25 protein-coding genes and 2 pseudogenes are annotated in these 26,334 nt (G+C 57.7%); 10 read left to right on the top strand and 17 right to left on the bottom strand.

Going from position 1 to position 26,334, the window contains the following annotated elements; translation table 11 throughout:
* Positions 1-74 precede the first annotated feature (74 nt).
* The 4 genes from AC6I1V_RS00525 to AC6I1V_RS00510 all read right to left on the bottom strand — a co-directional run bounded on the left by AC6I1V_RS00525 (position 75) and on the right by AC6I1V_RS00510 (position 3,747).
* Positions 75-506 carry a hypothetical protein gene (locus AC6I1V_RS00525; RefSeq protein WP_486854568.1) on the bottom strand — a complete coding sequence of 144 codons (432 nt, stop codon included), beginning with the start codon at positions 504-506 and terminating at the stop codon, positions 75-77.
* 89 nt (positions 507-595) lie between these two features.
* The gene (locus AC6I1V_RS00520; RefSeq protein WP_486854567.1) at positions 596-1,159 is read right to left on the bottom strand and encodes a flavodoxin family protein; all 564 of its coding nucleotides are present in this window, start codon (positions 1,157-1,159) and stop codon (positions 596-598) included.
* 74 nt (positions 1,160-1,233) lie between these two features.
* The gene (locus AC6I1V_RS00515; protein ID WP_486854566.1) at positions 1,234-1,767 is read right to left on the bottom strand and encodes a macro domain-containing protein; all 534 of its coding nucleotides are present in this window, start codon (positions 1,765-1,767) and stop codon (positions 1,234-1,236) included.
* Between the two features lie 627 nt (positions 1,768-2,394).
* Complete coding sequence (locus tag AC6I1V_RS00510; protein WP_337431029.1) at positions 2,395-3,747, bottom strand: sodium-dependent transporter; 1,353 nt, start codon at positions 3,745-3,747, stop codon at positions 2,395-2,397.
* Between the two features lie 267 nt (positions 3,748-4,014).
* Here AC6I1V_RS00510 and AC6I1V_RS00505 point away from each other — a divergent pair, with 267 nt between their 5' ends.
* On the top strand, positions 4,015-4,533 hold the full coding sequence (locus tag AC6I1V_RS00505; protein WP_482331451.1) for a rhodanese-like domain-containing protein: 519 nt from the start codon (positions 4,015-4,017) through the stop codon (positions 4,531-4,533).
* 617 nt (positions 4,534-5,150) lie between these two features.
* Here AC6I1V_RS00505 and AC6I1V_RS00500 read toward each other — a convergent pair.
* Positions 5,151-5,300 carry a hypothetical protein gene (locus AC6I1V_RS00500; protein WP_497736733.1) on the bottom strand — a complete coding sequence of 50 codons (150 nt, stop codon included), beginning with the start codon at positions 5,298-5,300 and terminating at the stop codon, positions 5,151-5,153.
* 317 nt (positions 5,301-5,617) lie between these two features.
* Here AC6I1V_RS00500 and AC6I1V_RS00495 point away from each other — a divergent pair, with 317 nt between their 5' ends.
* The 6 genes and pseudogenes from AC6I1V_RS00495 to AC6I1V_RS00470 all read left to right on the top strand — a co-directional run.
* Positions 5,618-6,304 (top strand): DUF134 domain-containing protein, encoded by a 687-nt coding sequence (locus AC6I1V_RS00495; protein ID WP_302554073.1) that lies wholly within the window; start codon positions 5,618-5,620, stop codon positions 6,302-6,304.
* A gap of 7 nt (positions 6,305-6,311) precedes the next feature.
* Complete coding sequence (locus tag AC6I1V_RS00490; protein ID WP_486849531.1) at positions 6,312-7,199, top strand: nucleotide-binding protein; 888 nt, start codon at positions 6,312-6,314, stop codon at positions 7,197-7,199.
* Entirely contained in the window at positions 7,192-8,076 is an 885-nt protein-coding gene (locus tag AC6I1V_RS00485) for an ATP-binding protein (protein WP_486854563.1), read from the top strand. The genes AC6I1V_RS00490 and AC6I1V_RS00485 overlap by 8 nt, the downstream gene beginning before the upstream one ends.
* 54 nt (positions 8,077-8,130) lie before the next feature.
* Positions 8,131-8,511, top strand: coding sequence for a NifB/NifX family molybdenum-iron cluster-binding protein (locus AC6I1V_RS00480; RefSeq protein WP_302554076.1), 381 nt, complete (start codon positions 8,131-8,133; stop codon positions 8,509-8,511).
* A 439-nt stretch (positions 8,512-8,950) separates the two neighbouring features.
* A complete protein-coding gene (locus tag AC6I1V_RS00475) occupies positions 8,951-9,310 on the top strand; it encodes a hypothetical protein (protein WP_308770906.1) in 360 nt (119 codons plus the stop codon).
* Between the two features lie 245 nt (positions 9,311-9,555).
* Positions 9,556-9,744 (top strand): annotated as a pseudogene (locus tag AC6I1V_RS00470) (RNA repair transcriptional activator RtcR family protein); the annotation flags it as partial.
* A gap of 53 nt (positions 9,745-9,797) precedes the next feature.
* Here the strand turns inward: AC6I1V_RS00470 and AC6I1V_RS00465 are convergent.
* From AC6I1V_RS00465 to AC6I1V_RS00445, 5 genes are all read right to left on the bottom strand, one after another.
* A complete protein-coding gene (locus AC6I1V_RS00465; RefSeq protein ID WP_486854562.1) occupies positions 9,798-10,118 on the bottom strand; it encodes a hypothetical protein in 321 nt (106 codons plus the stop codon).
* 230 nt (positions 10,119-10,348) lie between these two features.
* Positions 10,349-11,836 (bottom strand): NlpC/P60 family N-terminal domain-containing protein, encoded by a 1,488-nt coding sequence (locus AC6I1V_RS00460; RefSeq protein ID WP_486854561.1) that lies wholly within the window; start codon positions 11,834-11,836, stop codon positions 10,349-10,351.
* Complete coding sequence (gene recD2, locus AC6I1V_RS00455; protein WP_302554080.1) at positions 11,833-14,064, bottom strand: SF1B family DNA helicase RecD2; 2,232 nt, start codon at positions 14,062-14,064, stop codon at positions 11,833-11,835. Before recD2 ends, AC6I1V_RS00460 begins: the two co-directional genes overlap by 4 nt.
* A gap of 3 nt (positions 14,065-14,067) precedes the next feature.
* Entirely contained in the window at positions 14,068-15,150 is a 1,083-nt protein-coding gene (aroC, locus tag AC6I1V_RS00450) for a chorismate synthase (protein WP_486854975.1), read from the bottom strand.
* Positions 15,147-15,350, bottom strand: coding sequence for a hypothetical protein (locus tag AC6I1V_RS00445; RefSeq protein ID WP_486854976.1), 204 nt, complete (start codon positions 15,348-15,350; stop codon positions 15,147-15,149). Before AC6I1V_RS00445 ends, aroC begins: the two co-directional genes overlap by 4 nt.
* Before the next feature lie 110 nt (positions 15,351-15,460).
* Here AC6I1V_RS00445 and AC6I1V_RS00440 point away from each other — a divergent pair, with 110 nt between their 5' ends.
* The gene (locus AC6I1V_RS00440; protein ID WP_486854977.1) at positions 15,461-16,741 is read left to right on the top strand and encodes a homoserine dehydrogenase; all 1,281 of its coding nucleotides are present in this window, start codon (positions 15,461-15,463) and stop codon (positions 16,739-16,741) included.
* Between the two features lie 355 nt (positions 16,742-17,096).
* Here the strand turns inward: AC6I1V_RS00440 and tnpA are convergent.
* Positions 17,097-17,611, bottom strand: a pseudogene (gene tnpA, locus AC6I1V_RS00435) (IS200/IS605 family transposase).
* A gap of 336 nt (positions 17,612-17,947) precedes the next feature.
* Complete coding sequence (locus AC6I1V_RS00430) at positions 17,948-18,790, bottom strand: DMT family transporter (RefSeq protein ID WP_302554792.1); 843 nt, start codon at positions 18,788-18,790, stop codon at positions 17,948-17,950.
* A 216-nt stretch (positions 18,791-19,006) separates the two neighbouring features.
* Between AC6I1V_RS00430 and AC6I1V_RS00425 the strand changes: the two genes are divergently transcribed.
* Complete coding sequence (locus tag AC6I1V_RS00425) at positions 19,007-19,747, top strand: alpha/beta fold hydrolase (RefSeq protein ID WP_497736732.1); 741 nt, start codon at positions 19,007-19,009, stop codon at positions 19,745-19,747.
* Between the two features lie 1,069 nt (positions 19,748-20,816).
* Here the strand turns inward: AC6I1V_RS00425 and rimM are convergent.
* The 5 genes from rimM to AC6I1V_RS00400 form a co-directional block, all read right to left on the bottom strand.
* A complete protein-coding gene (gene rimM, locus AC6I1V_RS00420; protein WP_302554125.1) occupies positions 20,817-21,341 on the bottom strand; it encodes a ribosome maturation factor RimM in 525 nt (174 codons plus the stop codon).
* A 21-nt stretch (positions 21,342-21,362) separates the two neighbouring features.
* Complete coding sequence (locus tag AC6I1V_RS00415; RefSeq protein WP_005026147.1) at positions 21,363-21,593, bottom strand: KH domain-containing protein; 231 nt, start codon at positions 21,591-21,593, stop codon at positions 21,363-21,365.
* Positions 21,594-21,835: 242 nt separating this feature from the next.
* Positions 21,836-22,087: a 30S ribosomal protein S16 gene (rpsP, locus tag AC6I1V_RS00410; RefSeq protein WP_302554124.1), complete on the bottom strand. Its 252-nt coding sequence runs from the start codon at positions 22,085-22,087 to the stop codon at positions 21,836-21,838.
* 152 nt (positions 22,088-22,239) lie between these two features.
* Positions 22,240-23,778 carry a signal recognition particle protein gene (ffh, locus tag AC6I1V_RS00405; protein ID WP_479859927.1) on the bottom strand — a complete coding sequence of 513 codons (1,539 nt, stop codon included), beginning with the start codon at positions 23,776-23,778 and terminating at the stop codon, positions 22,240-22,242.
* 70 nt (positions 23,779-23,848) lie between these two features.
* Positions 23,849-24,250, bottom strand: a complete 402-nt coding sequence (locus AC6I1V_RS00400; RefSeq protein ID WP_302554122.1) for a winged helix-turn-helix transcriptional regulator — start codon at positions 24,248-24,250, stop codon at positions 23,849-23,851.
* A 112-nt stretch (positions 24,251-24,362) separates the two neighbouring features.
* Between AC6I1V_RS00400 and AC6I1V_RS00395 the strand changes: the two genes are divergently transcribed.
* Positions 24,363-24,881, top strand: coding sequence for a nitroreductase family protein (locus tag AC6I1V_RS00395; RefSeq protein ID WP_497736731.1), 519 nt, complete (start codon positions 24,363-24,365; stop codon positions 24,879-24,881).
* Positions 24,882-26,334 lie beyond the last annotated feature (1,453 nt).

The following is a 26,334-nucleotide window of genomic DNA, read 5'->3' as shown; positions in this document are numbered from 1 at the left end:
GTGCCCTTCCTCCCCAGCCAATACCCCCTTTCCTGACGCCGGCAATCGGTTGCCGGTGATTCTTGAAGGCCCCGTCAAGGAATAACCAGTAACATGTCCCAAGTATGGAGCCCATCGACGGGAAAACTGGAGAAAACGTCTGTATTTTCGCCATACTGTGGAGATGAAACAACCATATGCCATGACAGCGCCAAAACAAAACGCCGGGAAGTTTCCCGACGTTTTTTCCATGGAGCGGCCCATCCCCGAATCAAACGGTTCAAAGCCCCTTTCAAAGCCATCGGCTTCAGCCTCCCGGCTGAACGGCTCGGCGTGCTTTCAGCATGTTCCCAAAGCGTTCCTGATCGGCTGCCATCCAGATATAAAAAGGCTCTGTTAGAGTATGTGGTTGTTTCATCTCCACAGTGCGTTGAAAAATAGAGCTTTTTTCCAGTTTTCCCCTTGGCGGGATCCACGGTTAAGGCATTTTTCCGGTTATCCCTTTGGAGTTTCAAGGAAAAAAGCATCAACCATTTTCCATAACACAGCCATATAAAAAGGCTTCTTAGCCGCCAAGACGAAAGGGGGCACCCCAGCTCAAAGGGCTTCCTGATTCTTAGGACAAAAGGGTACGCCCCAGCTCACGGGCCTCATCAAGAAGTTTTTTGTTGGCGAGGATCGCGCCGGGCTCAAGGGCGGTTCCGTATACCTGCCCTTTCAGTTCCATGCCCGTATAGCGGCAGATATCCTGAAAGCAGCGAATGGCGTTGATACAGCCGGAATCAAAGGGATCTTCGCCTTCATAGGCCATCGTCACCGCCAGCTTCTTGCCGCGCAAGCCGCGTTTGCCGCCCCCGACGTCCACGGCGGCGCAGCGGTCGATAAACGTCTTAAGCTGCCCGGACATATTGAAATAATAGATAGGGGTAGCCATCACCAGCACATCGGCGGAAGCGATCAGAGGGTACAGATCCGTCATGCCGTCGTGCTGCACGCATCCCCTATCGGAACGGGTACAGGCGAAACAGCCGTGGCAGGGATTGATGTTCCGCTCCACAAGCCGGATGACTTCGGCCCTGCCGCCGTGTTCGGCGGCACCTTCGAGCACGGCCTCGGCCAGCAGCCCCGAATTGCTGTTTTGCCGCGGGCTGCTCAGGATACACAGGATATTCTTTTCCATAAATACGCTCCTTGCTGTCCGTTTCACCAAACAGGCATTACGCCCTCTTGTTCCCAGAAGGAGACGCCTTTCGGCTATCCCCAGCGTGAGGAGAAAAGCGCCTCTTCCATGCCGTCAAACATGGCCTCCGCAGCCACATCGAATGGCAGGCGGCCCGTTCCCGTACCCATGCCCGGAAAAGCCACGGACGCAAATGATTGTCCCAGCCCCGCCCGCATTGCAGCACGTGCCGAACGCATCACGGAATCGCCGTCATGAAGCACGGAAGGCCTGCGCATGGTCGGCGCGGAGATCAGCCACGGGATGCCCGCATGTCCGGTGGGCACGATGAGGGCTTCCCCGACCGGCAATTCCTTCGCGGGAAGCGTACGGATGATTGCCCGCAGCCGGCTTTCCACGCCTTCCCCGAACACGCGGGTATAGACGCCGTCCACCCCGCCGCGCATAAACCCGAACGAGTTCGCCGGGGACACGACCGCGTCCGCCTGCAAGCCCGTAATGCTTCCCGCCGCAACCGAACACAGCGCCGCCAGCCGGGGCCGCCGCTCCAGTTCCTTTTCCCACGCATCACGCATAGCCGGGTTGATGTCGCATAACAGACATTTCATACCTTTCTCCTTGTCTGAAGGAAACCGGCTCGAACCCGGCGGCGATGGCGGGGCGCTTCCAGCCGTTCTCCTTATCCGAAGGGAACCGGCCTCCTTCCTCCTTCACGCACACAGCCCCTTGCGCATTCGGAAACGGCCGCCTGTCGCCCCCCTTAAAAAAACCTTCCTTTGTCCGGGATGCCGTTGAAGCCGCCTTCAACAGAGTGCCATAAAACAGGAAACGGCTGCAACCAAGGCGCCGCCTTCGCTGCAAGCGTATACCAACCTTGCGCAGTCAACAATAAAACGTGCCCGTCCGTCCCCTACTTGGCAAACCTCTTAGGCCGTGTCGTCATTTAACATATAATTATTTGAAATTATTGAAATAATATTTTTGCAACCTAAAAATATCCTAATAATTTCAATATATTATATAATTAAAGACATAGCCTAGAAAAAGGGGGGCTTTTCCGCCCCCCCTCCACAAGTGCCTCTTTGCAAGCCCAAAACGTATCCGCCCTAGGGCCTGTTCACGCAAACAGAGAATAAACATCATTTTTACACATGGTTACCCTCATTTCAGCGGTGCTGCATTTTTCTTCACCCCTCTTCAATCATGGGGAAAATCCAGCATGGCGTGAACACGCCCTAGAGCACCTTTAACCCGTTCAACAGGATAATGACGATAAGAACCGGAGTGACATAGCGGCACAGGAACAGGATGGCCTTGGCGCAGGCGAGGTTGTGCAGCGTCCCGCCGTTGGTCAGGGCATCCAGCGCGTCGCTGCGGTTCCAGACATACCCGACGAACAAGCTCAGGAGCAGGCCGTCCAGCGGCAGCATCAGGTTTGAAGACAGGAAATCGTACAGATCGAACAGGGACATCCCGAATACGGTAAAGCCCGACAGCACGCTGGTGGACAGGGTCGCGGGCGCGCCGAGCAGGATCAGCGCAAGGGTCATGAGCACGGTCGCCCGAGGCCGGGAAATGCGGAACGTCTCGGACAGCCATGCTACCGACACTTCAAGCAGGGACAGCATCGCGCCCATCGAGGCCACGGCGGAGAGGATAAAAAACAATGCGGTGAAAAGCTGCCCGCCGGGCATGGATGCGAATACGGCGGGGATGGTCAGGAACAGCAGGCTTGTCCCGGCCGTGGGTTCAAAGCCAAAGCTGAACACGGCGGGGAATACGGCGATGCCTGCCAGAATGGACACCAGCAGATCACAGATCATCACGCGGACGGCAAGGAACGGCACATGCGTATCCGAACGGAAGTAGCTCCCGTATGTGATCATGCAGCCGAACCCGATGGACATTTTGAAGAAAGCCAGCCCCATCGCCATGAGCACCACAGAGCCGTCGATACGCGAGAAATCCGGCATGAACAGGAACTTCAGGCCCTCCATCGCATTGGGCAAGGTCAGGCTGCGTATGCAGACCACCACAAGCAGGATGAACAAAAGCGGGATCAGGATACGGGTGGCTTTTTCAATGCCGCCGGACGCCCCCCGCAGGATGACCGAAGCCGTCAGGCCAAGCACCAGCCACTGCCAGAACAGCGACTTCCACGGGCAGGCAAGCAGGGAAGAAAAAGCTTCCTTGGCCACGGCGGGATCCTGCGTGTGCACGCTCCCGGTAATGCCCTTGGGGATATAGGCGAACACCCAGCCCGCCACATCCGAATAAAAACTCAGGATCGTCACCGCACCGGCAATGCCCAGCCCGCCGATGATCCACCAAAACCGGTTTGAGGACAGCGCCTTGAAAGCCTGATACGCATTGGAGCGCGTCGAACGGCCGATGAGCAGTTCCGCAATCATGAGCGGAAGCCCCACAACCAGTGTGGACAGGATATACACGAGGAGAAACGAAGCGCCGCCGTGCTCGCCCGTCAAAGCGGGGAATTTCCAGATATTGCCCAGCCCGACCGACGATCCGAGCGTGGCCGCCAGCATGCCAAGGCGTGAAGCAAACAGATCGCGAGAGGTTTCCGCCATAATCAGCTCCGATAAAATAAAGGCGTGCCCCGGAAAGGCAGCCGTGAAAAGAAGGCCCGTGAATATCACGCCGATGGGATTGAGGCAAGAAACAGGGCCATTTCATCCTTTTTTCAGCCCGGTAGGGCCTGTTTCCCCCATTGCGCGGGGCCGGGGGGACGGTTCGCCGTGCTCCGCCCTCTCTAGTGCCGTACGCTTTTATGGCGTAGTATGCTATGGAAAAACACAAAACCAGCCGTCTTATACAAATGCGGCAAAGGAGTCCCCATGCTTCCAGCCATATCCCCACAAGAAGCCTTCGAGCGTTTTTCCAAAGGCGAAGTCAGGCTTGTCGACATCCGCGAAACCAACGAGTATGCTCAAGAGTTCGTGCCGGGTTCCCGGCTGATCCCGCTCTCGATCATCGCCAGGCATCCCCTGAAGGACGCCGACGCCCCGGACAAGCCCATCGTCTTCTTCTGCCATTCGGGCAACCGTACCGCCAACGCTTCCGATCTGCTGGAACGCCTCGCCGGGGGCGTGCAAGCCTACCTCCTTGATGGCGGCATCTCCGGCTGGGGGAAGGCGGGGCTTCCCGTGGAGCATATCTCCTCAACCATCCCGCTATTCCGCCAGATTCAGATCGCGGCCGGTTCCTTGGTGCTCATCGGCGTCATCGGCAGCGCCTTCTGGCATCCGTTTTTCTGGCTGTCCGCCTTTGTCGGTGCGGGGCTCATCTTCGCCGGAGTTTCCGGGTTCTGCGGCCTCGGCGTGCTGCTTTCGCGCATGCCGTGGAACCGGCGTTGAGCCGGGCCGTCTGAAAGCAACGGCCCTGATACAACAGTAAGCAGTTGTTTTTTTCTTTCTTGAGGTTCCAAGTAAACGGCCAGCAAAATGCTTCCGGCATGGAACCCGTCAATGAAAAGCTGGAAAGGCTCTGTCATGGCATGTGGTTGCTTCATCTCCACAGCACCTTGAAAAGACAGCCTTTTTCTCCAATTTTCCCCTTGGCGGGATCTATGGCTGACGCATTTGGTTGGTTATTCCTTTGGAACTTCAAGGAAAAAAGCATCAACCAATTTCTAGGCCGTGTCGTCATTTTATGTATAATCATTTGAAATAATTTAAATAATAGTTTTTGCGACTTTAAAAAATAGTTCATAATTTCAATAGATTATATCTAACTGACGACACGACCTAGGACACAGCCAAAGGAAATGGTGCATGTCTTCGCCATCGGGGGCTTTTCCGACGAGCTGCGCCTCAAGGATGGCTTGCGTGGAATGGGCCATTTTTTCTCGACTTCGCGGATCCGGCCCAACAAGTTGGCCCGCCGCCTAACCGTGGCACAGGTCTTCCGGCGGTGTTCGGCGTCAAGGATGGCCACATTGTCCTCGACCCGCCTCTGCTCCTCGCCGACCGCCTTAACCGACGGGCGATATGCACTTCGTAGCCATCGTTCCCGAATACCGTATTTTCCCGGCCATCTTCCCAACAAATGCCCCTTGCCCAGCCACCCACTCGATCTTGCGGATAGCCGGATCGGACATGCCGGGCTCCAGCTCGAAAACCATGCCGTTGCTCACAACGACATGCCATGTCCGTGCACGGCGATAATGTCCACACTGATGTTTTCCCTTTCCATAGCAGAACCTTACCCGGATCTCCGCCGGGCATTGTTCCTTGCAGCAGTAACGGCCGCGCATTGCCAAGCGTTACGGCATGGAAGACCTTGATCCTTCCTGAAAAGCCGCTTTTCGGGGCCTGCCGTCAGGGTTCCGCTTTCATCAAAAAAATGGGGCAGGCTCTTTTTTTAGGATTTCCCCACGGCTTTTTCTTGACACGGCCTTTTTCTGAGTTATGCTCATTTGAACATTATTCGGAGATGCACATGGCAAGGCCCAAAAATTGTCGCTACGTCGAACGCAAGCCCCACGTGACGTATTTTAAGCCGCGCGGGATACCCATGACCGAACTCACGGAAACGCTGTTGACCGTGGAAGGCCTGGAAGCCTTGCGCCTTGCCGATCTGGAAGGGCTCACCACAGGGGAAGGCGCCGAACGGATGCGTATTTCACGCCACACCTTCGGCCGTACGCTGGCCGAAGCCCGCCGAGCCGTAGCCGATGCGCTCGTCAACGGACGGGCCCTGTGCATTGAAGGCGGGACTTACGCCGTCCTGCCGACACAAGCCGAGGCGGATACGCCTCACAAGGAGTTTCACATGCAGAAAGTTGCCGTTTCCAGCGAAGGCCCTTCGCTCGACGATATGGTGGACCCGCGTTTCGGACGCGCGGGCGGCTTCGTCATCGTGGTTCCCGAAACGATGGAAACCTCTTACCTCGACAACGGGGCCTCCCAGACTATGGCGCAGGGCGCGGGCATTGAAACCGCCGAACGCATGTCCGCCGCGGGCGTGGATGTGGTCCTCAGCGGCTACGTCGGCCCCAAGGCTTTTGAGGCGCTCAAGGCCGCCGGAATCAAGGTCTGTCAGGATCTGGACGGCATGACCGTCCGTGAGGCCGTGGAAAAATTCAAGAGCGGGGACGCGCCCTTTGCCGACGCGCCCAACAAGTAGGTCCGCCATGCGTATCGCCATCGCCAGCGGCAAGGGCGGCGCGGGCAAAACCACGGTTACGGCCTCGCTCGCGTCGGTATGGGCCCGCCCCTTCGTCGCCGTGGACACGGACGTGGAGGCCCCGAACCTGCACCTGTTCCTGCCCCCCGCCGTGGAAAAATCGGAGACCGTGGGGCTGGAAGTCCCCGACCTCGATCCCGAACGCTGTACCCTGTGCGGGGCCTGCCGCACCATCTGCCGCTACAAGGCCATCGCCCAGTTCGCCTCGCGCCTCACGATCTTTACGGATATGTGCCACGGCTGCGGCGGCTGTTTCGCCGTTTGCCCCTCCCAAGCCCTTACGCCGGGCAGCCGTGAACTCGGCGCGCTGGAACAGGGGACTGTGCTGGAAGGCCGGGGACGCTTCCTCATGGGCCGCTCCCGCATCGGGGAAGCCATGACCCCGCCGCTCCTGCGCGCCCTACGTAAAAAACTGGATCTGATGCTTACGGCGATCCCCGCCGACGCCCTCATCGATTCGCCCCCCGGCGTAAGCTGTCCCGCCATGACCGTGGGCCTCGACGCCGATGCCGTCCTGCTGGTGGCCGAGCCGACGCCGTTCGGGTTCCACGATTTCCGGCTGGCGCATCAGGCTTTCCGGCAAATCGGCAAGCCCGTGGCCGTGATCATGAACCGGGCCGCCATGCCGGGCAATGCCGAGGGGGACGGCGCGCTGCGCGCGTATTGCGCGGAACGGGGCCTGCCTTTGCTCGGCGAGCTGCCCTTTGATCGCGCCGCCGCCGAAACGTATGCGAAGGGACGCCTCATTGCGGCAGCCTCGCCGGAATGGCGGGCGCGGTTTGAATCCCTGCGCGATGCCGTGCTGACGTTCGCCGAAGGAGCCTGCCATGCGTGAGATCGTCGTCATCAGCGGCAAGGGCGGCACGGGCAAAACGTCCGTCTGCGCAAGCCTTGCCCATCTGTCCCAAAACAAGGTCGTCTGCGATCTCGACGTGGACGCCCCCGACATGCACATCCTGCTTGATCCGCAGATCCACACCCGTGAGGCGTTCGTCTCCGGCAACGAAGCCGTCATCGACAGGAATGCCTGCCGCCGCTGCGGGATCTGCTTCAAACACTGCCGCTTTGATGCGGTGAAAAAGGACAGCGACGCCTACGGCATCGATCCCCTGCGCTGTGAGGGGTGCGGCGTGTGCGTGGCGCTGTGCCCGGCCAAGGCCATCGCCTTCCCCGAAAAGGAGTGCGGCGAGTGGTATGTCAGCGACACGCGCTTCGGCCCGTTCGTCCACGCGCAGCTCTACCCTGGACAGGAAAATTCCGGGCGGCTCGTGACCCTTCTCAAGCAGCAGGCCCGTGAGCTCGCCAAACGGCAAGGGCTTGATCTCGTCATCTGCGACGGCTCGCCGGGCGTGGGATGCCCGGTCATCAGCTCGCTCTCCGGGGCGAACCTTGCCGTGGCTGTGGTGGAGCCCACGCCTTCGGGCCGTCACGACTTCGAGCGCGTCGCGGCCCTGTGCGACCACTTCCGCATCCCGGTCGCGGTCCTCATCAACAAAGCGGATCTCAACCATGAGGAAATGCAGGCCATCACCCGGCTTGCCGACGACAGGGGCTACACCGTCGTGGGGGCCCTGCCCTTTGATCCGGCGGTAACGGGAGCCATGATCCGGCGCAAGGCGCTGACCGAGACGGATTCGCCGCTCGCGTCCACGCTCTCCGCCATCTGGGGCCGTATCCGCGAACTGGCTTACGCACCTCGAAAGCGCGGCTGATCCGCCCTGCGGCAGCGGCGTTTGCCAATACTTTAACCAACAGGAGTCAATCCAATGAGCACGTCTACCCTCGCCATCCCTTCCGCACTTCCCGGCGGCCTTGAAGCCGGCATGGGCATGCATTTCGGCCACTGCGACATCTACACCATCGTGCAGATCGAGGACGGCGCGATCAAATCCGTGGGCACCCTGCCCAACGTGCCCCACCAGCAGGGCGGCTGCCTCGCCCCCGTGCAGCACCTCGCCTCCCACGGCGTAACCGCGCTCCTCGCCGGCGGCATGGGCATGCGTCCGCTCATGGGCTTCCAGCAGGCTGGCGTTTCCGTCTACTATGCGGGCAACTATCCCACCGTCGGTTTGGCGGTGCAGGCCTTCCTCGAAGGCAAGCTCCCCGCCTTCTCCACTGAATTCACCTGCGGCGGTGGGAATCACTAGGCTGTGTCATTGCTTTATATATAACCATTTGAAATTATTTAAAATAATCTTTTCGTAATTTGAAAGATAGTTAAATAATTTCAATAAATTATATCTAAGTAACGATACAACCTAGGGAATGTTCACACTATGCTGCATTTTTCCCGTGATTGAAGAGTGCTGAAGAAAAATGCAGCATCGCTCAAATACGAGGATAACGATTTGTAAAAATGATGTTTATCCCCTGTTCGCGTGAACAGTCCCTAAGGCATTGGGAATTGGAGGGGACGGGAAAACCTTTCTGGAAAAAGCTTCTCCCGCCCTCTCCAAACTGCCGGAGCGTCTCGCTCCTCACCCACCTTCTCCAAAGGCTTTCGCGCCTACCGAATCCCTGTCCGCAGTTTTCTTGAAAATTGAAGAAAAGACGCCCTCTTACCATTTTATTGCATGAGGAAACATTATGGAACTGCTGCTCGTCACGCCTCGCCCCGAAGCCTGGAACGAATGCCTGCCGGTATTTCAGCGCGGGGGCAATACGCTTCAACAGGCCGCATCGCTGGAAGACGCCGCGCCGATCATCCGCGACACGCCGCCCGTCCTCGCCATCCTCGATCTTGGGCTTGAAGGGAAGGCCCTCCGTCAGGCCGTCATCGACATCATGATGATCAACGCCAGCGTCCATACCGCCGTCGTCAGCGACATGGACCCCGACGAATTCCACGAAGCCACGGAAGGGCTCGGCATCCTCATGCCCCTGCCCACTTCCCCCAAGGCCGGCGATGCCGAACGCCTCCTCAAGGCCCTTGCCGGGGTCATGTAGGGTTGCCGCACCGCACAGCCTGCGGCGAAACGCCTTGTAAAGGACATGTGCCTTCGGCCCGTTGGGGCGGAGGGCGCTTCTCCGTTTGGGGAACGTACGGACGCCAGCGCATTGCCGTTCCCGTTCCGATCAGACGGGACATCTTTGACCCCGAATTCATATCCGCCTTGAATACCAAAGGGATGGACAGCACGCCCGCGTGCTGGTAACCAAAGGGGAAACTCCGTATCCGGGCGGGAGGGCACATGCGTTCCATCGTATTCAGCACGGTTTCCCATCTAGATATGTACACCGGCGAAGATCGGAAAGACCGCTGGCGCCCCCTGCTGGAGCTGCTGCGTATCCACGGCTTCAAGGTGGACAAGCTGTATTTTTTCATCAGCCACCTGTACCGGCACATCGTCCCCACGCTGGTCAAGGACATGAACAACGTCTGCCCGGAGACCGAGATTGTCCCTGTGATCACCGACCTCAACGGCGTGCTCACCTATGAGGACATCGCCCCGGCCACGCTGTTCGCGCCGGGCGTGTTGCAAAGCAGGATGCCGCGCCGGAGCACGGCGGGGATGTCGATCATGTCCAGCCCGGTGCTGAGCTTGACGATCAGCTTGAGGTTGGACAGCTTTTCCAGCAGCCCGTCGGTGATGGCCAGGCTGTTGCCGGTGACGGCGATGTCGGCGGCAAGCGCTTCAACGAAGCCGGGCGCGTCCACGCGCTTTCCGCGCCAGTCCAGCACTTCCAGACGTTCGTCATCAAGCAGGCGGCGCATCTCGGCGTCGGAAAAGTTGGCGAACGGCGGGGCTTCCACAAATCACAGTATGCTTGCTCATGTCCACTCCGCCTAAACAAAGGTGTATAAGGGAAATTCAAAGGAAACGGCCTGCTGCGGCAACTGATGCGGCCAAAACAGCGTACCCTGCCTCAAAGCAAGGAACTAAGCCCCAAAAACAAGCTGCCTCCTCAAGAAATGCCGTAAGGAAGATCTGCCGTGCGAGGCTCCCCTCTTCGGGCGGCTTTCTCCACTACGTCCCCCAATCCTCACTCATACCGCAGGACGCTCATCCCCTGAAGCCGCGAAAGAATCAGGTTTTCGCGGCGGACGTTGGGAAGCTCGGCTCCGGGCTGGAGGGAAGTGACCACGGCCCGCCCGATGATGTGGCGGCCTTCGCCGCTCCCGTCATTGGTACGGAGGCCCCAGATGTTGTGGAACATGACGGGTTCGCCCTTGTACGTCCCTATATATAAGGTAATGTGCCCGCGCAGCCAGAGCAGCGTAGCAAACGGCACCCCTTCATCCTTGATGATGCCTTCCTTACCCGCGGGAGACGCCTTCACAAAGCTGATGTACTGCCAAGCCTTGGCCTGCGCCGATGAGTTGCGTGGCAGCCATACCCCAAAAGGGACGAAAAGATCCCTCATCGCCAGCGAACAGTCCCGATTGAACAGATATCCGCCCCAGCCGTAGGGCTGCCCCATCATGCGGTTGCCGATCTCGGCCGCCGCCTTTGCCGTCAGGGGGATGGGCTTGCGCACCGCGTCGGAGGGGGACACCCGCACGGGCACGGCTACGGCACGGCCCTGCGGATCACGGACAGGAACCAGCAGCCTCAGCGAGGAGCCCGATCCGCCGGACAGGGGCAGCATGGTTCCGAGGCTCCCCGTGGTGACATAACGGCCCAGCTCATCCACCAGCGGGACGCCGTCACGGACGATGACCGCATACGTCCCGTTCTCGTAGCGCGAGCGGAACGGCGCATCCGTCACAGCCGTATCCTCCGTGGGAACCCAGCCGGATACCAGCCCCGTCTCCACGAATACCCACGCGCCATCGGCGGAGGCATGCACAACAAGAAGCGGCATCCCCACCGGAAGCGTGGAGTACATGAACATATCGAAGGGATACCCCTCCCCGGCCTCGGCAGGGTTCCCGAACCGGGGCTTATGGGTGGGCGCTTCACGCAGTACCGTGGGCCGCACGGTAATCGCCTTGTCGAACCGGGACGGGTACGCATCCCGTGCGGCGTTCGCCGTCAGCTTGTCCCAGTTCTCTTGCGTCCACGGCAACAGGTTTTCCGCCCATCCCCGCGCCTTGCCCCGCTTCTTTTGCCCGCCGAAAATGGCGAACGCCTCAGACGCGGAAACGGAGGGGCGCACGGCATCCCACGGGCCAAAGAACAGGCGGTTGAACCGGGCATCCTGCCGGGCCTGCTCCGCAGCCGACATGAGGGGCTTGTCCGGGCTGCCCTGCCGGGCATAGACCAGCAGATCCTGCGGCAACCGGCGCAGATCCGCAATGCTCCCCTTCGGGCCTTCAAAGCTGCCGGACTCTGCCGCAGGCAGGCTCCCGCCCTTACGCCCGCCGCCGCAGCCGCCAAGCGCAAGGGCGCAGCACAGCAATAGGCCGAGCGCAATCAGGCGGAGGCTTCTCCCCTTCACCGCTTCGGGGGCAGGGACAACGCCCCGCCCCCCGATCCTTTCATACGGCGGCACACCCCAACATCCCTTGCGGGTACCAGAAATCATCATGCACGTCCCCCCTCCGTCTGCGAGCCGACGGCTTCCGGGGCCGCCCCCAGACGTCGGGCCAGCCACGTATACCGCTTCTGCATCCGGTTGTTTTTAACGGCCATCGCCAAAGCGCGGGGCTCTCCCACCAACACGACGAGGCGCTTGCCCCGCGTCACCCCCGTATAGATGAGGTTCCGCTGCAGCAGCATATAGTGCTGCGCCATCAGCGGAATGACGACGGCAGGATATTCCGAACCCTGTGATTTGTGAATGGAAATCGCGTAGGCCGCCACTATTTCGTCGAGCTCTTCCCAGTCGTACCCGACATAACGGTCGTCATACCGGACAACAAGGCATTTTTCCTGCACGTCCACGCTGGAAATCCGCCCGATGTCGCCGTTGTAGACATCTTTTTCGTAGTTGTTGCGGATCTGCATGACCTTGTCCCCAAGCCGATAGAGCCGCTCTCCACGCTGGAGGGCCTCCCCTTCGGGGTTGAGCGCCTGCTGAAGCCGCAAGTTGAGGTTCGCCGCGCCCACGGTGCCCTTGTGCATGGGCGAAAGCACCTGGATTTCGTCGAAAGGATCAAGCTGGAAACGACGGGGGATGTGGTTCTTGACCAAATCCACGATGATGTCCGCCGCGCGATCGGGATCGTCCTGCCGCATGAAATAGAAATCGGAGAGGCGATCCTTTGAGGATTCAAGGCGCGGAAGCTCGCCCCGGTTGATCAGGTGGGCGTTGCACACGATTTCGCTTTCCGCCGCCTGCCGGAAGACCTCCACCAGCTCGACCACGGGCATGGCCCCGGAAGCGATGAGATCCCCAAGCACGTTGCCCGGCCCCACGGACGGGAGCTGATGCACGTCGCCCACGAATACGATGGTTGCGCCGAGCGGGGCCGCCTTGAGCAGATGGTACGCCAGCATGGTGTCCATCATGGACGCCTCGTCCACCACAAGCAGCCCGCAGGCCAGCGGGTTATCCTCGTTGCGGGCGAACCCGTCGTCCTTGGGCGTGTATTCGAGCAGGCGGTGGATGGTGCGGGCTTCCCGGCCGATGGCCTCGGACATGCGCTTCGCCGCCCGGCCCGTGGGCGCGGCCAACAAAATCTTGGCCTTGTTTTCCGCGAAAACCTGAATGATCGCGTTCAGGATGGTGGTCTTGCCCGTACCGGGGCCGCCGGTCAGCACCATGACCTTGGACGTCGCCGCCGTGCGCACGGCCTCAAGCTGTTCCTCGGCCAACGTAATGCCGAGCCGGGACACGACTTTCTCCACCACCTCGTCGGCCTTGGGGAACCGCACCGACTTCGGCGAGGCGAGGATGCGCCGCAGGTAATAGGCAATCTTCGATTCGTAATGATGGAACCGGGTCAGGTACACGCCGATCTCGTCGTCGAGTTCCTCCAACACCACCCGTTCCTCACGGGCGAGGCAGTCCACGGCCTCCTCGACGAACTCTTCCGCAATGCCGAGCTGGGAGCAGGTCTGTTCCACCAAGGCCCGGCGGGGGTAATAGACGTGCCCGTCGTCGATCTGCTTCATCAGCGTATACAGCGTGCCCGCCTGAATCCGCAAAGGGTGCTCGCTTCCGAAGCCCAGCTTGGCCGCCAGCGCATCCGCCGTCAGGAAACCGATGCCCCGGATGTCCATCGCCAGCCGGTAGGGGTTTTCCTGCACGATGGACAGCGCCTGCGGGCCGTAATGCTTGTAGATGCGCACGGCGAAGGATGCGCCGATGTCGTGCGGCTGGAGGAACTGCACCAGGTTGCGCACGCCCTGATGCTCGGTCCAGCACTCGACGATGGTTGCCAGCTTCTTCTGGGTAATGCCGGAAATTTCCAGCAGGCGCTGCGGTTCCTCGTCGAAAATCCTGAGCGTGTCCTCACCGAACGCCTTGACGATGCGCGCCGCGATGCTCTTGCCGATGCCCTTGATCAGCCCGGAGGCCAGATACAGCTTGATGCCCTCGGCGGTGGCGGGGAGCAGGCTTTCAAAGGAGTCCATCTGCACCTGCCTGCCGAAGCGGGCGTTGTTCACCCACCGACCCTTGATGCGCAGGGATGCGCCCGCCTGCGGGCTGCCCATATGCCCGACCACGGTGACGAGATCCACCTCATCCTTGCCTTCCGGCCTGACCCGGAACACCGTGTAGCCGTTTTCCTCATTATGGAAGACCACGCGCTCCAGCGTACCCTGCAACTCCACCGTCTCGCTGAGGGATGAAAGAGAAAGCTGCGTCATGCCCTACCCCATCCGCCGTTGCAGCAGCAGGGCGTCGGCCACGGTCAGGGCGGCCATCGCCTCAAGCACGGGGTTGACGCGCGGGATGGCGCAGATGTCGTGCCGCCCGCCCACACGCAAGGATACGGGGCTGCCTTCGGCGTTCACGCTCTGCTGTTCCTTGGCGATGGAGGGGATGGGCTTGATCGCCACGGTCATCACCAGCGGCTGGCCGGTCGAAATGCCGCCGAGGATGCCGCCGCAATGGTTGGTGGCGGGATTGCCCGGCGTCGATCCGGCCTCGGCCGGGCGGTAGGCGTCGTTGTTGAAGCTCCCCCGGCTGCGGGCCGCGGCGAAACCGTCGCCGATCTCCACGCCCTTGACCGCACCTACGCTCATAAGCGCCTGCGCCAGCACGGCATCCAGCTTATCGAACACGGGTTCGCCCAGACCGGCGGGCACGCCGAGCACCTCCACCCGGACGATGCCGCCGAGCGTGTCGCCCTCGCCGCGCACGGTGCGAACCAACGCTTCCCAAGGCTCCACGGCGGCCTCACACGGGGCACAGTACGGACGGGAAGCCGCGCCCGCCATGTCTTCCGGCGTAAACGCCGGGGCGGGCATGCCGCCGATTTCCAGCGTGCAGGAGCGCACCGAAATCCCCTGCGCCGCGAGCAGCGCGCGGGCAATGGCCCCGCCGGCCACGCGGGCGGCGGTTTCGCGGGCCGAAGAACGCCCCCCGCCCCGGAAGTCGCGCACGCCGTACTTGGCGTCATAGGTCATATCCGCGTGCCCCGGACGCCAGACCGCCGCCAGCGGCCCGTAATCGCCGGAACGCTGGTTGGTGTTCCCGATTTGGAATCCGATGGGCGTCCCCGTGGTCACGCCTTCAAAAACGCCGGACAGCAGCCGGACGGCGTCCGGCTCCTTGCGCGTAGTCCCGGCCGTGCCGCCGCCGGGACGCCGCCGGTCGAGTTCCTTCTGGAGAAGTTCCTCCGAGAGGGCGATGCCCGCCGGGCAACCGTCCACCACGCCGCCAAGCGCCGGGCCGTGGGATTCGCCGTAGGTGGTCAGACGAAAAAGGCGTCCGAAAGTATTTCCGCTCAATGTTCTTTCCTCCGTGTGACTCCCGCCATCAAAACACGATTCGTTTTCGGCGTCCAGAGACGAACCCCCAAGCGGAGCATGACTTTTTTATCTTCATCCCACAGCCGAGACATTCGCTTCTGCAATGAAAGACGCATTTCAGTTAGTTGAAATTCAAAATGAATTTTTAAAAAATCATCGAAAAGGCGGATGCCTCCCACAGCCCCTCCCTTTACAGACGGCGGCGTTCCCTACTATAGATACGGCCTTACGCTACGGACAGATACTTCCGTCCCTTCCGCGAGTACTTCAGCCCAAAGGACATCTGTTGATGAATACGACCCTGAATATAGGACTGGCCGGACTCGGAACCGTCGGCGGCGGCCTTGTGCGCCTGCTGTCCGAAAATGCCGAAGAAATCCGGGCCCGATCCGGCTGCGGCTTCAACCTGAAAGCCGTCGCCGTCCGCAATCCGAACCGTAAACGCGATCTCCCGGAAGGCGTACGCCTGACCACCGATCCTATGGCCCTTGCCGACGATCCCGACATTGACGTGGTCATCGAGCTGATGGGCGGCATCGACACGGCCAAGGAACTCATCACGCGCAGCCTTGCAAACGGCAAACAGGTCGTCACCGCCAACAAGGCCCTGCTCGCGGAAGAAGGCGAGAGCCTGTTCCGGCTGGCCGACGAAAAGGGCGCCACCCTGCTCTATGAAGCCAGCGTTGCAGGCGGCATCCCCATCGTCCAGACGCTGAAGGAAAGCCTCACCGGGAACCGTATCACTTCGCTCGAAGGCATCCTGAACGGCACCGGCAACTATATCCTTTCGGAAATGACCAGCAAGGGCGTCAGCTTCGCCCCGGCCCTCGCCGAAGCGCAGGAAAAGGGCTACGCCGAGGCCGATCCCACGCTGGACATCGACGGGTTCGATACCGCGCATAAGCTCGTGCTGCTTATCCGCCTTGCATGGGGCGTGGACTACCCCTATACGAAAATGCCCATCGAAGGCATCCGCAACCTCGACAAGATGGACATCGATTTTGCCCGCGAGTTCGGCTACCGCATCAAGCTGCTCGGTCGCGCCCGGATGCGTGACGGCAAGCTCGAAGCGGGCGTCTTCCCGACGCTGGTGAACCACACCTATCTCCTTGCCCGCGTGGGCGGCGCGTACAACGCCGTGCGCGTGGAAGGCAACGCGGTGGGTTCCCTCTTCCTGCACGGGCTCGGCGCGGGCAGCCTGCCCACGGCCAGCGCGGTGCTTGGGGATCTCATTTCCATCGCCCGCCGGAACAACAGGCTGAACTCCGGCTTCGTCAAACAGGTGCTCCCGCAAGCCGACATCCTGCCCCCGGAAGAAGCCTCCAGCACCTATTACATGCGTTTCATGGTCAAGGACGATCCCGGCGTCCTGCGCGACCTTTCCGGCGCGCTCTCCGATCAGGGCGTCAGCATCGCGCAGGCGATCCAGAAGGGGCAGAGCGAAGCGGGCGTGCCCCTCGTCTTCATGACCCACGAAGCCCCGGTTTCCGCCATCCGCAAGGCTATCGAAACCATGCGCAAGAGCGATTTCCTCCTTGCCCCGGCTATCTGCTATCGGGTCATGGGGTAAAAAGCTGTTGGGGAGGGAGAGGGGAACCTTTCTGGAGAAAGGTTCCCCTCTCCCTCCCCAAGCCCCACCCTCTCCCCTCCCAAGACTTTCGCCTTTATCGAATCCCTCATGACGATTTTATCCGGTGTGGACAGTATTGCCATTGGAAAAGGCTTTGTCAGAGTACATGGTTGTTTTGTTTCATCAATATACTGAAAATATATGCTTTTTCTCCAATTTTTCCGTTGGCGGGCTCCATGATTGGGGGATTTTATTGGTTATTTCTTTGGAATTTCAAGAAATAAAGCATCAACCGTTTTCTATGACACAGCCTTGGAATCATGACCGCCCCTTCAAGGGGCGGTTTGATTTGGCCCTATAAGGGCCCGGTACTTGTCTGCCCGCTTAAGCAGGCATGTCCTGACTTCTGCCATTGTTCCTGGCTACCCATAAATGGGTTTTCATGCTCTATCAGGCTATGTTGATCGGCTATTTTGTCGCGCGTTTCCTGTTCACGGATATACTTGATTATTGTAGTCTCATTCACACCTGCCGTACTGACAAAATAGCCTTTGCACCAGAAATGACAATTCCCAAACCTATGCTTAAGATTAGAGAACTGCTCGAATATCACCAAACTGCTTTTTCCTTTCAAGTAGCCCATGATTTGGGAAACACTATATTGGGGAGGAATTTTGATATACATATGTATATGATCAACACACGTATTCGCTTTCAATATCCCAATCCGTTTATATTCGCACAATTTTCGTAAAATCGAACCAATCTCTTTCGGTACTTCCTATAAACAATATCACTCCTGAACTTTGGAGCACCTACGGTATAATATTTGCAATTCCAAAGAGTATGCTCTAAACTCTGCTCTTCCATTGTTGCTCTCCTTTGCTTATTCATGAGAAGTCAAAATTACTTCTTTCTAAGCAAAGGAGAGCTTTTTTGAGGATAGGTGTAAGCATCGCCTTTTTGGAACTCCCCACTTAGCGGGGAGTTTTCGTTCACGAAAAAAGAAGAGCATCCGCGCGCGGATGCTCTTCTTTGAAGAATAGGCATGTCAGGGATGTGGTTGTTTCATCTTCACAGATAGGGAGAACCCCTGTTTTTCTCTGCCGTTTCCGGTGGTGAACCCTATAAAATATTTTAGTTAGCTATTTGAAATTTTAAGAAATAAACAATCATTTGCCGTGGCATAGCCTTTTCCTCACATCCCTACCCTTTCCGAAAGGCCGTCGCAAAGAAAATGCCGCCAAGGATGGCTGCGGAACTGAGGGCCACGCGCAGCGTAATAGGCTCGTTGACGAACAATACGCCGCCGATGGCGGTAATCACGGGGACGCTCAACTGGACGACAGCCGCAACGGTAACCGTAAACCGAACCACGACCATATACCAAATCACATAGCCGCCCGCGGAAGCCAGCGCACCGGCCGCCAGAGCGTACCACATACCGGGATTATCGAAACTCACCTGCGAAGGCAGGCAAAGCATCATGAGCAAAGTGAAGGGGACGGCCTTCATGAAATTGCCCGCGGTTGACGCGGCGGGATCGCTCACGCCTTTGCCGCACAAGCAATAAACGCCCCATGACGCACCGGATATGAAAATAATCAGGGAACTGAAAAGCGGCGGTGCGGTCAATCCCGGCAACAGCAAAAAGACAAGGCCGACCAGCGCGATGCCGATGCCGATGCCCTGCTGGGTACTAGGGCGTTCTCCAGAGAAAAATCCGAAACCGATCATCGTGGTCTGCACCGCCACAGCGATGATCAGCGTCCCCACGGCGGTGGGCAGCTCAACATAAGCCCACGAAAAGCACGCCATATAGGTAAACAAGGACAGCGCGCCGGGCCACGTCCCGGATTTGAAAATATTCTTGTGGCGCACGGCCATGATCAGCCACAGCATCAACGCGCCGGAAATGAGACGAACCGCCGTATAGGTCACGGGCTCCATTTTGTACTCAAGCAGCGCCAAACGGCACAGCACAGAGTTGCCGGCGAAAAGCGTCATGGAAAGCAACGTCAACAACGCCGTACACATAGTACTATTCATGAACCCCCACCTTATAAAAAAACGTGGCCGGAAGGAGGCCGGAAAGGAACACGCCGTAAAAAATCCGCGCGTAAGCGCGGCCCGGTCCCTATAACATCAGCCCCGCAAGATGACAATATACCATCCCCCCCGCTTCGCAGGGAAACCGGTTGACCGGAACTCCGTTCTTGGTACATCTTCTTGAAGGCGAAACGAACTTCTACAGGCAGGTCAGCAATGGATACCACGGAGATACTTTCAGGGCAGAAACCGCCCTTTGTCCTCGTGCCCGGCTCATGGTGCGGGGCATGGTGCTGGAAGCCGGTAGCGGACAGGCTCCGCCATGCCGGACATACGGTTTTCCCCATGAGCCTCACCGGGCTTGCCGAGCGCTCCCATCTCCTTTCCGACCGGATCTCGCTGGAAACGCACGTCATGGATGTGGTCAATTTGATCAAATACAATGACCTGCGCGACGTTGTGCTTGTGGGGCATAGCTACGCGGGCATTGTCCTGACGGTGGTAGCCGAACGCATCCCGCAATGCCTGCGCCACATCGTCTATCTTGATGCAATGGTTCCCAAGCCCGGCGAATGCGCGATGGATCTGATCCCGAATGAGGAAGCCGAACAGCGCATCCTCCGGGCGCGGCATGACGGTGGGATCAGCATCCCCGCCCCGGCTCCGGGGCACTTCGCCACCGATGCCATGCGCGAATGGTTCAAGGATCACATGACCCCGCAACCCATCAAGCCCTATTTTGATCGCATCGACGTCCGTGTCCCCCAGGGCAACGGCGTTCCCGTAACCTATGTTTCCTGTACGCCCGTCAAACTTCATCCCATCGCCCTCTCTGTGGAACGTGCCCGCAGGCTCCCCCTCTGGCGCGTCGTTGAAATCGCCTCAGGGCACAACGTCCATCTGCACCGCCCCGATGATACCGCAAAAATCTTGCTGGAATGTGCCGGGAGAGCATGATGCCCTATTGGGACGGCTACCCCTTTCACGAAACCACACCGGGAAACCGTATTCGCTTGAAAAAGGCATTGGAAGAAGGGAAGTCCTTTTCAGGAAAGCTGTGCCATATAATCATGTGCCATAGTAATCAGCTGGTGCTGTATTTCTTGGCATTCACAAAGGCTGTGTCATAGAAAATGGTTGATGTTTTTTTCTTGAAGTTCCAAAGGGATAACCGGAAAAACGCATTATCCGTGGCTCCCGCCAAGGGGAAAACCGGATAAAAAGGCCGTATTTTCACCGCACTGTGAAGATAAAACAACCACAAACTATAACAAAGCCTTCACAAAACAACAGCCGCCAGCCGGCGGGTGGTTTACTGTTTCAGCCGCTTTGCGCCCTCAACAGGCTAGAATACATAATAATTAACTGTTATAGTTTAGTTTTTATCTTTACAGCACGGTAAAAATACGGCCTTTTTCTCCAGCTTTCCCATTGACGGAATCCATGACTACGGCATTTTGTTGGTTATTCCTTTGGAACTTCAAGGAAAAAACATCAACCATTTTCTATGCCACAGCCATCATAACAATACCTTTCCATTGGCTGTGTTTAAGTTTACGGTTGCTGATTTTTTCAATGAAAATCATGAATAGATAAAAGCTCGTTTCACGTCTAGTGATGTGGACCTCTCTCATTTTTTGTTCATTACATGAAATCCAGTCTTGAAGAATTGTTGCGAGACCTCCAGATAATCTCCAAAGAGCTCTTCCTTTCCAGTTGGAATCTTGTATCAACCACAAACTTAAACACAGCCTTTCCATTTATGGTACGATGGGCTTGAACAACTTCATCGTACCGAAAAGGTGTTTTTTGTGTAACTGTTGTCTCCACCCGCATAGCGGCTGCTTTCTTGTTTCGGACACTTCGCGTCCTCAACGGGCTGAATCCATACAAAAAGGCCGCCCTTCCGGACGGCCTTTTCATCCATTCACTTTTCTGACGCCACTTCGCCTTTTCTGAAAGGCCCCTTCCCAGAGAATCCCCTGACAGCAAAAGCGGGAACGTGCGGAACCGCCTGAAAGGCACATCACATATAGAGTTCGAGCAATCCTTCGGGCGGGGTAATGCGGATAACCTCAGTATCGAGATCGATGTCCGCGACAAATTCGGGTACGGCGGGAAGCAGAATTTCCTTGCCTTCCGGCGTGAGGATGGCCCAAATTTCCTGTTCGCCGTGGAAAAGGACGTGATCCAGCACGCCAAGCTTTTGCCCCGTTGCGTCAAGCACCACGGAAAGGCCGAGCATATCGTGCAGATAGACCTCATCCTCATCAAGCTCCGGCAAGGCGGATTCCGGGATAAGGAGCGTCTGGCCGCGCAGAAATTCGGCGGCCGTACGATCGGGGGCCTCGACGAACCGGATCAGCGGCATCCCCTGATGCATGCGGACGGTATCGATCTCCATCTTTCTGGGAGGCTTGTTCCCGGCCTGAAGATACACCACGTCCCCGCGCAGAAGCTCCAGCGAATCGGCATAGTAATTGACGCGGATTTCCCCACGGATGCCGTGGGGACGGGCGAGCGTGCCTATTTCGACCAGATCGGCCGGGATGTTGCGCTGTTCCGCCACGGACTACTCCACGATTTCCAGCATGACGCGGCGGTGGGCCTTGGAAGAGGCCGCGCCGAGCAGGGTACGGAGCGCACGGGCGGTTCTGCCCTGCTTGCCGATCACTTTGCCGAGATCTTCTTTGGCAACGCGCAGTTCAAGGACGGCCCCCTGCTCCCCTTCCACCTCGACGACCTGCACGTCTTCGGGCTTGTCCACAAGCCCTTTGGCGACAAATTCCACAAAATCTTTCATAGCGTACCTGCCCTGTTCGGTGAGGGAAAACATCTCTCAGCGGCAGAGTTTTTTGGGAAAACGGTATTCACCAAACATGCCGCCGGAATTGTGACGCGGAGCCTCTCCGCCCGGCAGCACATGCGGGCAAAGAGAAGATGGGGCTTCCCGCCCTTTTCACATCAACGGAGAAAAACAAACGACCCGATCCGACCCGCAGAGGCCGACCGGGTCGCTGAAAAGCCGGACAACCGAAAGGCGGACTAGGCGTCGGCCTTCTTCGCGTACTGCTTCATGAGCGAGCGCACGGTGTCGCTCATCTCGGCGCCGAGATCCATCCACTTCTGCACCTTGTCGGTGTCGATCTTGATGTCGGCGGGGCTGACCTGCGGATTGTAGTAGCCGAGGAACTCCAGCGGACGACCGTCACGGCGGCTGGCGCTGTTGGCGGCCACGATGCGGAAGAAGGAACGCTTCTTGTTGCCCATGCGGGTAAGTCTCAGTTTAACGGACATTGGAACTCTCCTATTGGTATCGTATAAAGTTGTTGCTCAAGGACAAGGGGAAATGCCTTGCGACCTGTACGACTGGGCCGGAAACTCGCCACCAGCCTTTCGGCCGGGGAATAACCGACCGGGTGCCGACGCGGCCCGCAAACGGAAGAGGCTCAACGCTTTTTCTTGCGCTTCTGCCTTTCCGCCTTTTTCTTTTTCGTGGCGGACTTACCGCTGCCCGGAGCTCCGGGCAAGCCGGGCATCCCGCCCATACCGGGGAGTCCGCCCATGCCGGGCAAACCACCCATCCCGGAAAGGCCGCCCATACCGGGGAGCCCTCCCATACCGGGCAAACCGCCCATTCCCCCCATCCCCTTGGGCAACGGAGGCATCTTCGGCCTGCCGCCCTTGGCTTTGGGGTTCATCACCTGCTGCATCATCTGACGCATCTGGGTGAACTGGCGCAAAACCTGATTGACCTGCGCCACGGTCGTGCCGGAACCGGCGGCGATGCGCTGCCGGCGGCTGCCGTTGATAAGATCCGGGTTCCGGCGCTCTTTCATGGTCATGGAATTGATGATGGCTTCAGTGCGCGCCATTTCCTGTTCCGGGACCTTCAGATCGCCGAGCTTGGCGGTCAGGCCGCCAAGTCCGGGGATAAGCTTGAGAATGCTTTCCAGAGACCCAATCTTCTTCATGCGGCGCATCTGGGTGCGGAAATCCTCAAAATCGAACGTGGCCTTTTGCAGCTTCTTGGCCATGGCTTCGGCTTCTTCCGCCTCGAAAGAGCTCTGCGCCTTTTCGATGAGCGTGAGCATGTCGCCCATGCCAAGGATACGCCCCGCCACGCGTTCGGGATGAAACACCTCAAGATCGGAAAGCTTTTCGCCGACGCCGACGTATTTGACCGAAGCGCCCGTCACCGACTTGATGGACAGGGCCGCGCCGCCGCGGGCATCGCCGTCCATTTTGGTCAGAACCACGCCGGTCAGGGCCAAATCCTTGTTGAAGGCTTCGGCCACGGTCACGGCATCCTGACCGGTCATGGCGTCGGCCACAAACAAAATTTCCTGCGGCTGTACGGCGGACTTGATGTCCACCAGTTCCTGCATGAGCGGGGCGTCGATGTGCAGGCGGCCCGCCGTGTCGAGGATGACCACGGTGCACTGCTTCTCTTTGGCGTCTTCGAGCGCGGCGCGGACAATGTCCACGGGCTTCATGTCCGACGAAGAAGCGAAGCAGGGGATGTCGAGCTGCCGGGCAAGCGTGCGGAGCTGATCGATGGCGGCGGGACGGTAGACGTCCACGGGAACGAGGTAAGGCCGCATTTTCTGCTTGCGCAGCAGGTTGGCGAGCTTGCCCGCCGATGTGGTCTTACCGGAACCCTGAAGGCCCACCATCATGATGACGCCGGGCTGCGCGCCGCGCAGGTTCAGTTCGGTGGTTTCGCCGCCGAGCAGGGTAACGAGTTCGTCATGCACAGCCTTAACGAGCTGCTGCGTGGGGGTCAGGCTTTTTTCGACTTCCTGACCGAGCACGCGTTCGCGCACACGCTCCACGAACTCCTTGACGACCTTGAAGTTGACGTCGGCTTCCAACAGGGCGAGACGCACCTCACGCAGGCCATCGCGGATATTTTCCTCGGTGAGCTGCGCCCGGCCGCTCAGGGAGCGGAACGCGCTGGACAACCTGTCAGACAAACTTTCGAACATGAACTTCTCCGTGATGCAGGGACTTCACAATTTGCAAGCCCCAGAGCGTTACCCATCTTTATCCCAAAAGTCAAGCTTCCGGCAAAGATTCCGCCGCGCCGGGCAAATCCTTTCCGTCCCCGGAGGGCGGCGGTGCGGCAAGCGTGATGCCCTTCTCCAAGGCGTATTTTCCCGACCATGCGCACAAGCCCCGCAGCACTGGGGCAAGCTCCATCCCCCTCTCCGTCAGCGAATATTCCACATGGGGCGGGATGACCGGATAAACCGTCCGGGTAAGCAGCCCGGCCGCCTCCAGTTCGCGGAGCTGGAGGGTCAGCATCTTCTGGGTGACGTCCCCCAACTTGCGCTTGAGTTCACTGAACCGCTTGGCCCCGCCCAGCAGTTGCCACAAAAGGACGAGCTTCCATTTGCCGCCCACCAGTTCCATCGCCAGCTCCAGCGAGCAGTCATAGTGCGGTTTGATCTGCTTCATGCCACAGGCCGCCCCTTCAGTATCTTTTTAGTGACTATAGGATAAAAATGTGCGTACTTGCAATAAGGAATCATCCCCCTATAGTACAGGCAAACGACTTTGGAGGTTTACCATGAATGATTTCCTTTCCCTTGCCCAGAAAAGATACGCCGTCCGCTCCTATCTCCCCAAGCCCGTTGAGGCGGAAAAGCTTGAGCGCATCCTTGAGGCGGGGCGCGCAGCCCCCACGGCAAAAAACAACCAGCCGCACAAGTTTCTCGTCGTACAGCAAGCCGAAGGGTTGGAGAAGCTCTCCAAATGCACCAACGTGCAAGGCTACCCTCTGGCGATCATCGTCTGCGGCGTCCCTTCCGAAGCGTGGGTACGCCCCTACGACGGCAAGGGCATGGTCGACACCGACACCGCAATCGTGGCGACGCATATGCTTCTGGAGGCGGCCGATCTGGGTTTGGGAAGCTGCTGGATGACCCGTTTCGATCCCTCGGTTATCCGCGAGCTTTTCCGCATCCCCGAAGGCATCGAGCCTGAGCACATCCTCTCCATCGGCTACGCGGCGGAAAATGCGCACCCGTCCGAGCGGCACACGAGCCGCAAGCCGCTGGCGGATCTTGTTGTTGAAGAATCTTTTTAGAGGGAATTGGAGGGGGAGGGGCCCCTTTCTGGAGAAAGGGGCCCCTCCCCCTCCAAGCCTCCCCCTCTCCCCCAAAGACTTTTATCCGGGTCAATGACAAAACGAGAAGCGCGTCATTCCGTTTCGGAGGCGTCCGTCTCCCGGTTGTACATAAAAAAAGACGAGGAGCTCTCGTCTTTCTCATTACAGGCAAATACCATGAAAAAATTCGGCCCTATCATAGTATGTGGTTGTTTCATCTCCCAAAAGCGGTGAAAATACAGCCTTTTTCTCCAGTTTTGCCCTTGTTGGAATCCATAGCTGAGGCATTTTGCTGGTTATTCCTTTGGAACCCCAAGGGAAAAAGCATCAACCATTTTCTAGGTTGTGTCGTCATGATACATATAACTATTTGAAATTATTTAAAATAATATTTTGCAACCTTAAAAACAGTTAAATAGTCTCAATAGATTATATTAATTGACAACACAACCTAGGACACAACCCAAAATTGAACAGGAAAAGGCTATGTTATAACCTTTTCTTTTTTATTTCTTCAAATTCAAAGAATAGAATATGTATTTAAAGGCTCTGTCATGGAGTATGATTGTTTCACCTCCACAATATAATGAAAATACAGTTTTTTTCTCCAGCTTTTCCGTTGACGGACTCCATGACTGAAACATCTTGTTGGTTATTCCTTTGAAACTTCAAAAAATGAAGCATCGAACATTTCATGACACAGCCATTTTAAAAGACTATACTGCCAGCAAACAGTTGATGTTTTCTTTCTTGAAGTTCCCAAAAAATAACCAATAAAAGACTTCAGCTATAAGGCTCACCAGCGAAAGACTAAAAAACTAGATTCTATTATATAGTGTGTGGTTGTTTTATCTCCACAGGACAGTAAAAATACAGCCTTTTTACCCATTTTTTCCTCAGCGAATCCATGACTAAGGCATTTTGCTGGTTATTCCTTTGGAACCTCAAGAAAAAAAGTATCAACCACTTTTTATGACACAGCCCAAAACTGTATTTTCATATATCGTGCATATAAAAATCACATCCCATGGCAGAAGCATAAAAACTCAATTATGGCACTCGTGCCACCAATTTTAACAATCTCTATTTTCAACATATTATCTAAATAAATAGGCTGTGTCCTAGAAAATGGTTGATGCTTTTTTCCTTGAAGTTCCAAAGGATTAACTGAGAAAATGCCCTAAACCTGTATTCCGTCAAGAGGAAAACCGGAGAAAAAGGCTGTATTTTCACCTCACTATGGAGATGAAACAACTTCATACCATGACAGAGCCAATAAACAATCATACTCCATGGCAGAGCCACCCCCAAAACACATCCAACAAACAACGCCCTTCCCTTCTTGAATCCCCCGACCACGAATAGGGATTCGATAAGGGGGAAAGTCTTGGGAGAAGGAGGGGTGGGGCGTGGGGAGGGGAGGAAGAACCTT

This window comes from Bilophila sp. T19-St14, assembly GCF_059728385.1.
This window is presented reverse-complemented; position numbering and strand designations above follow the sequence as displayed.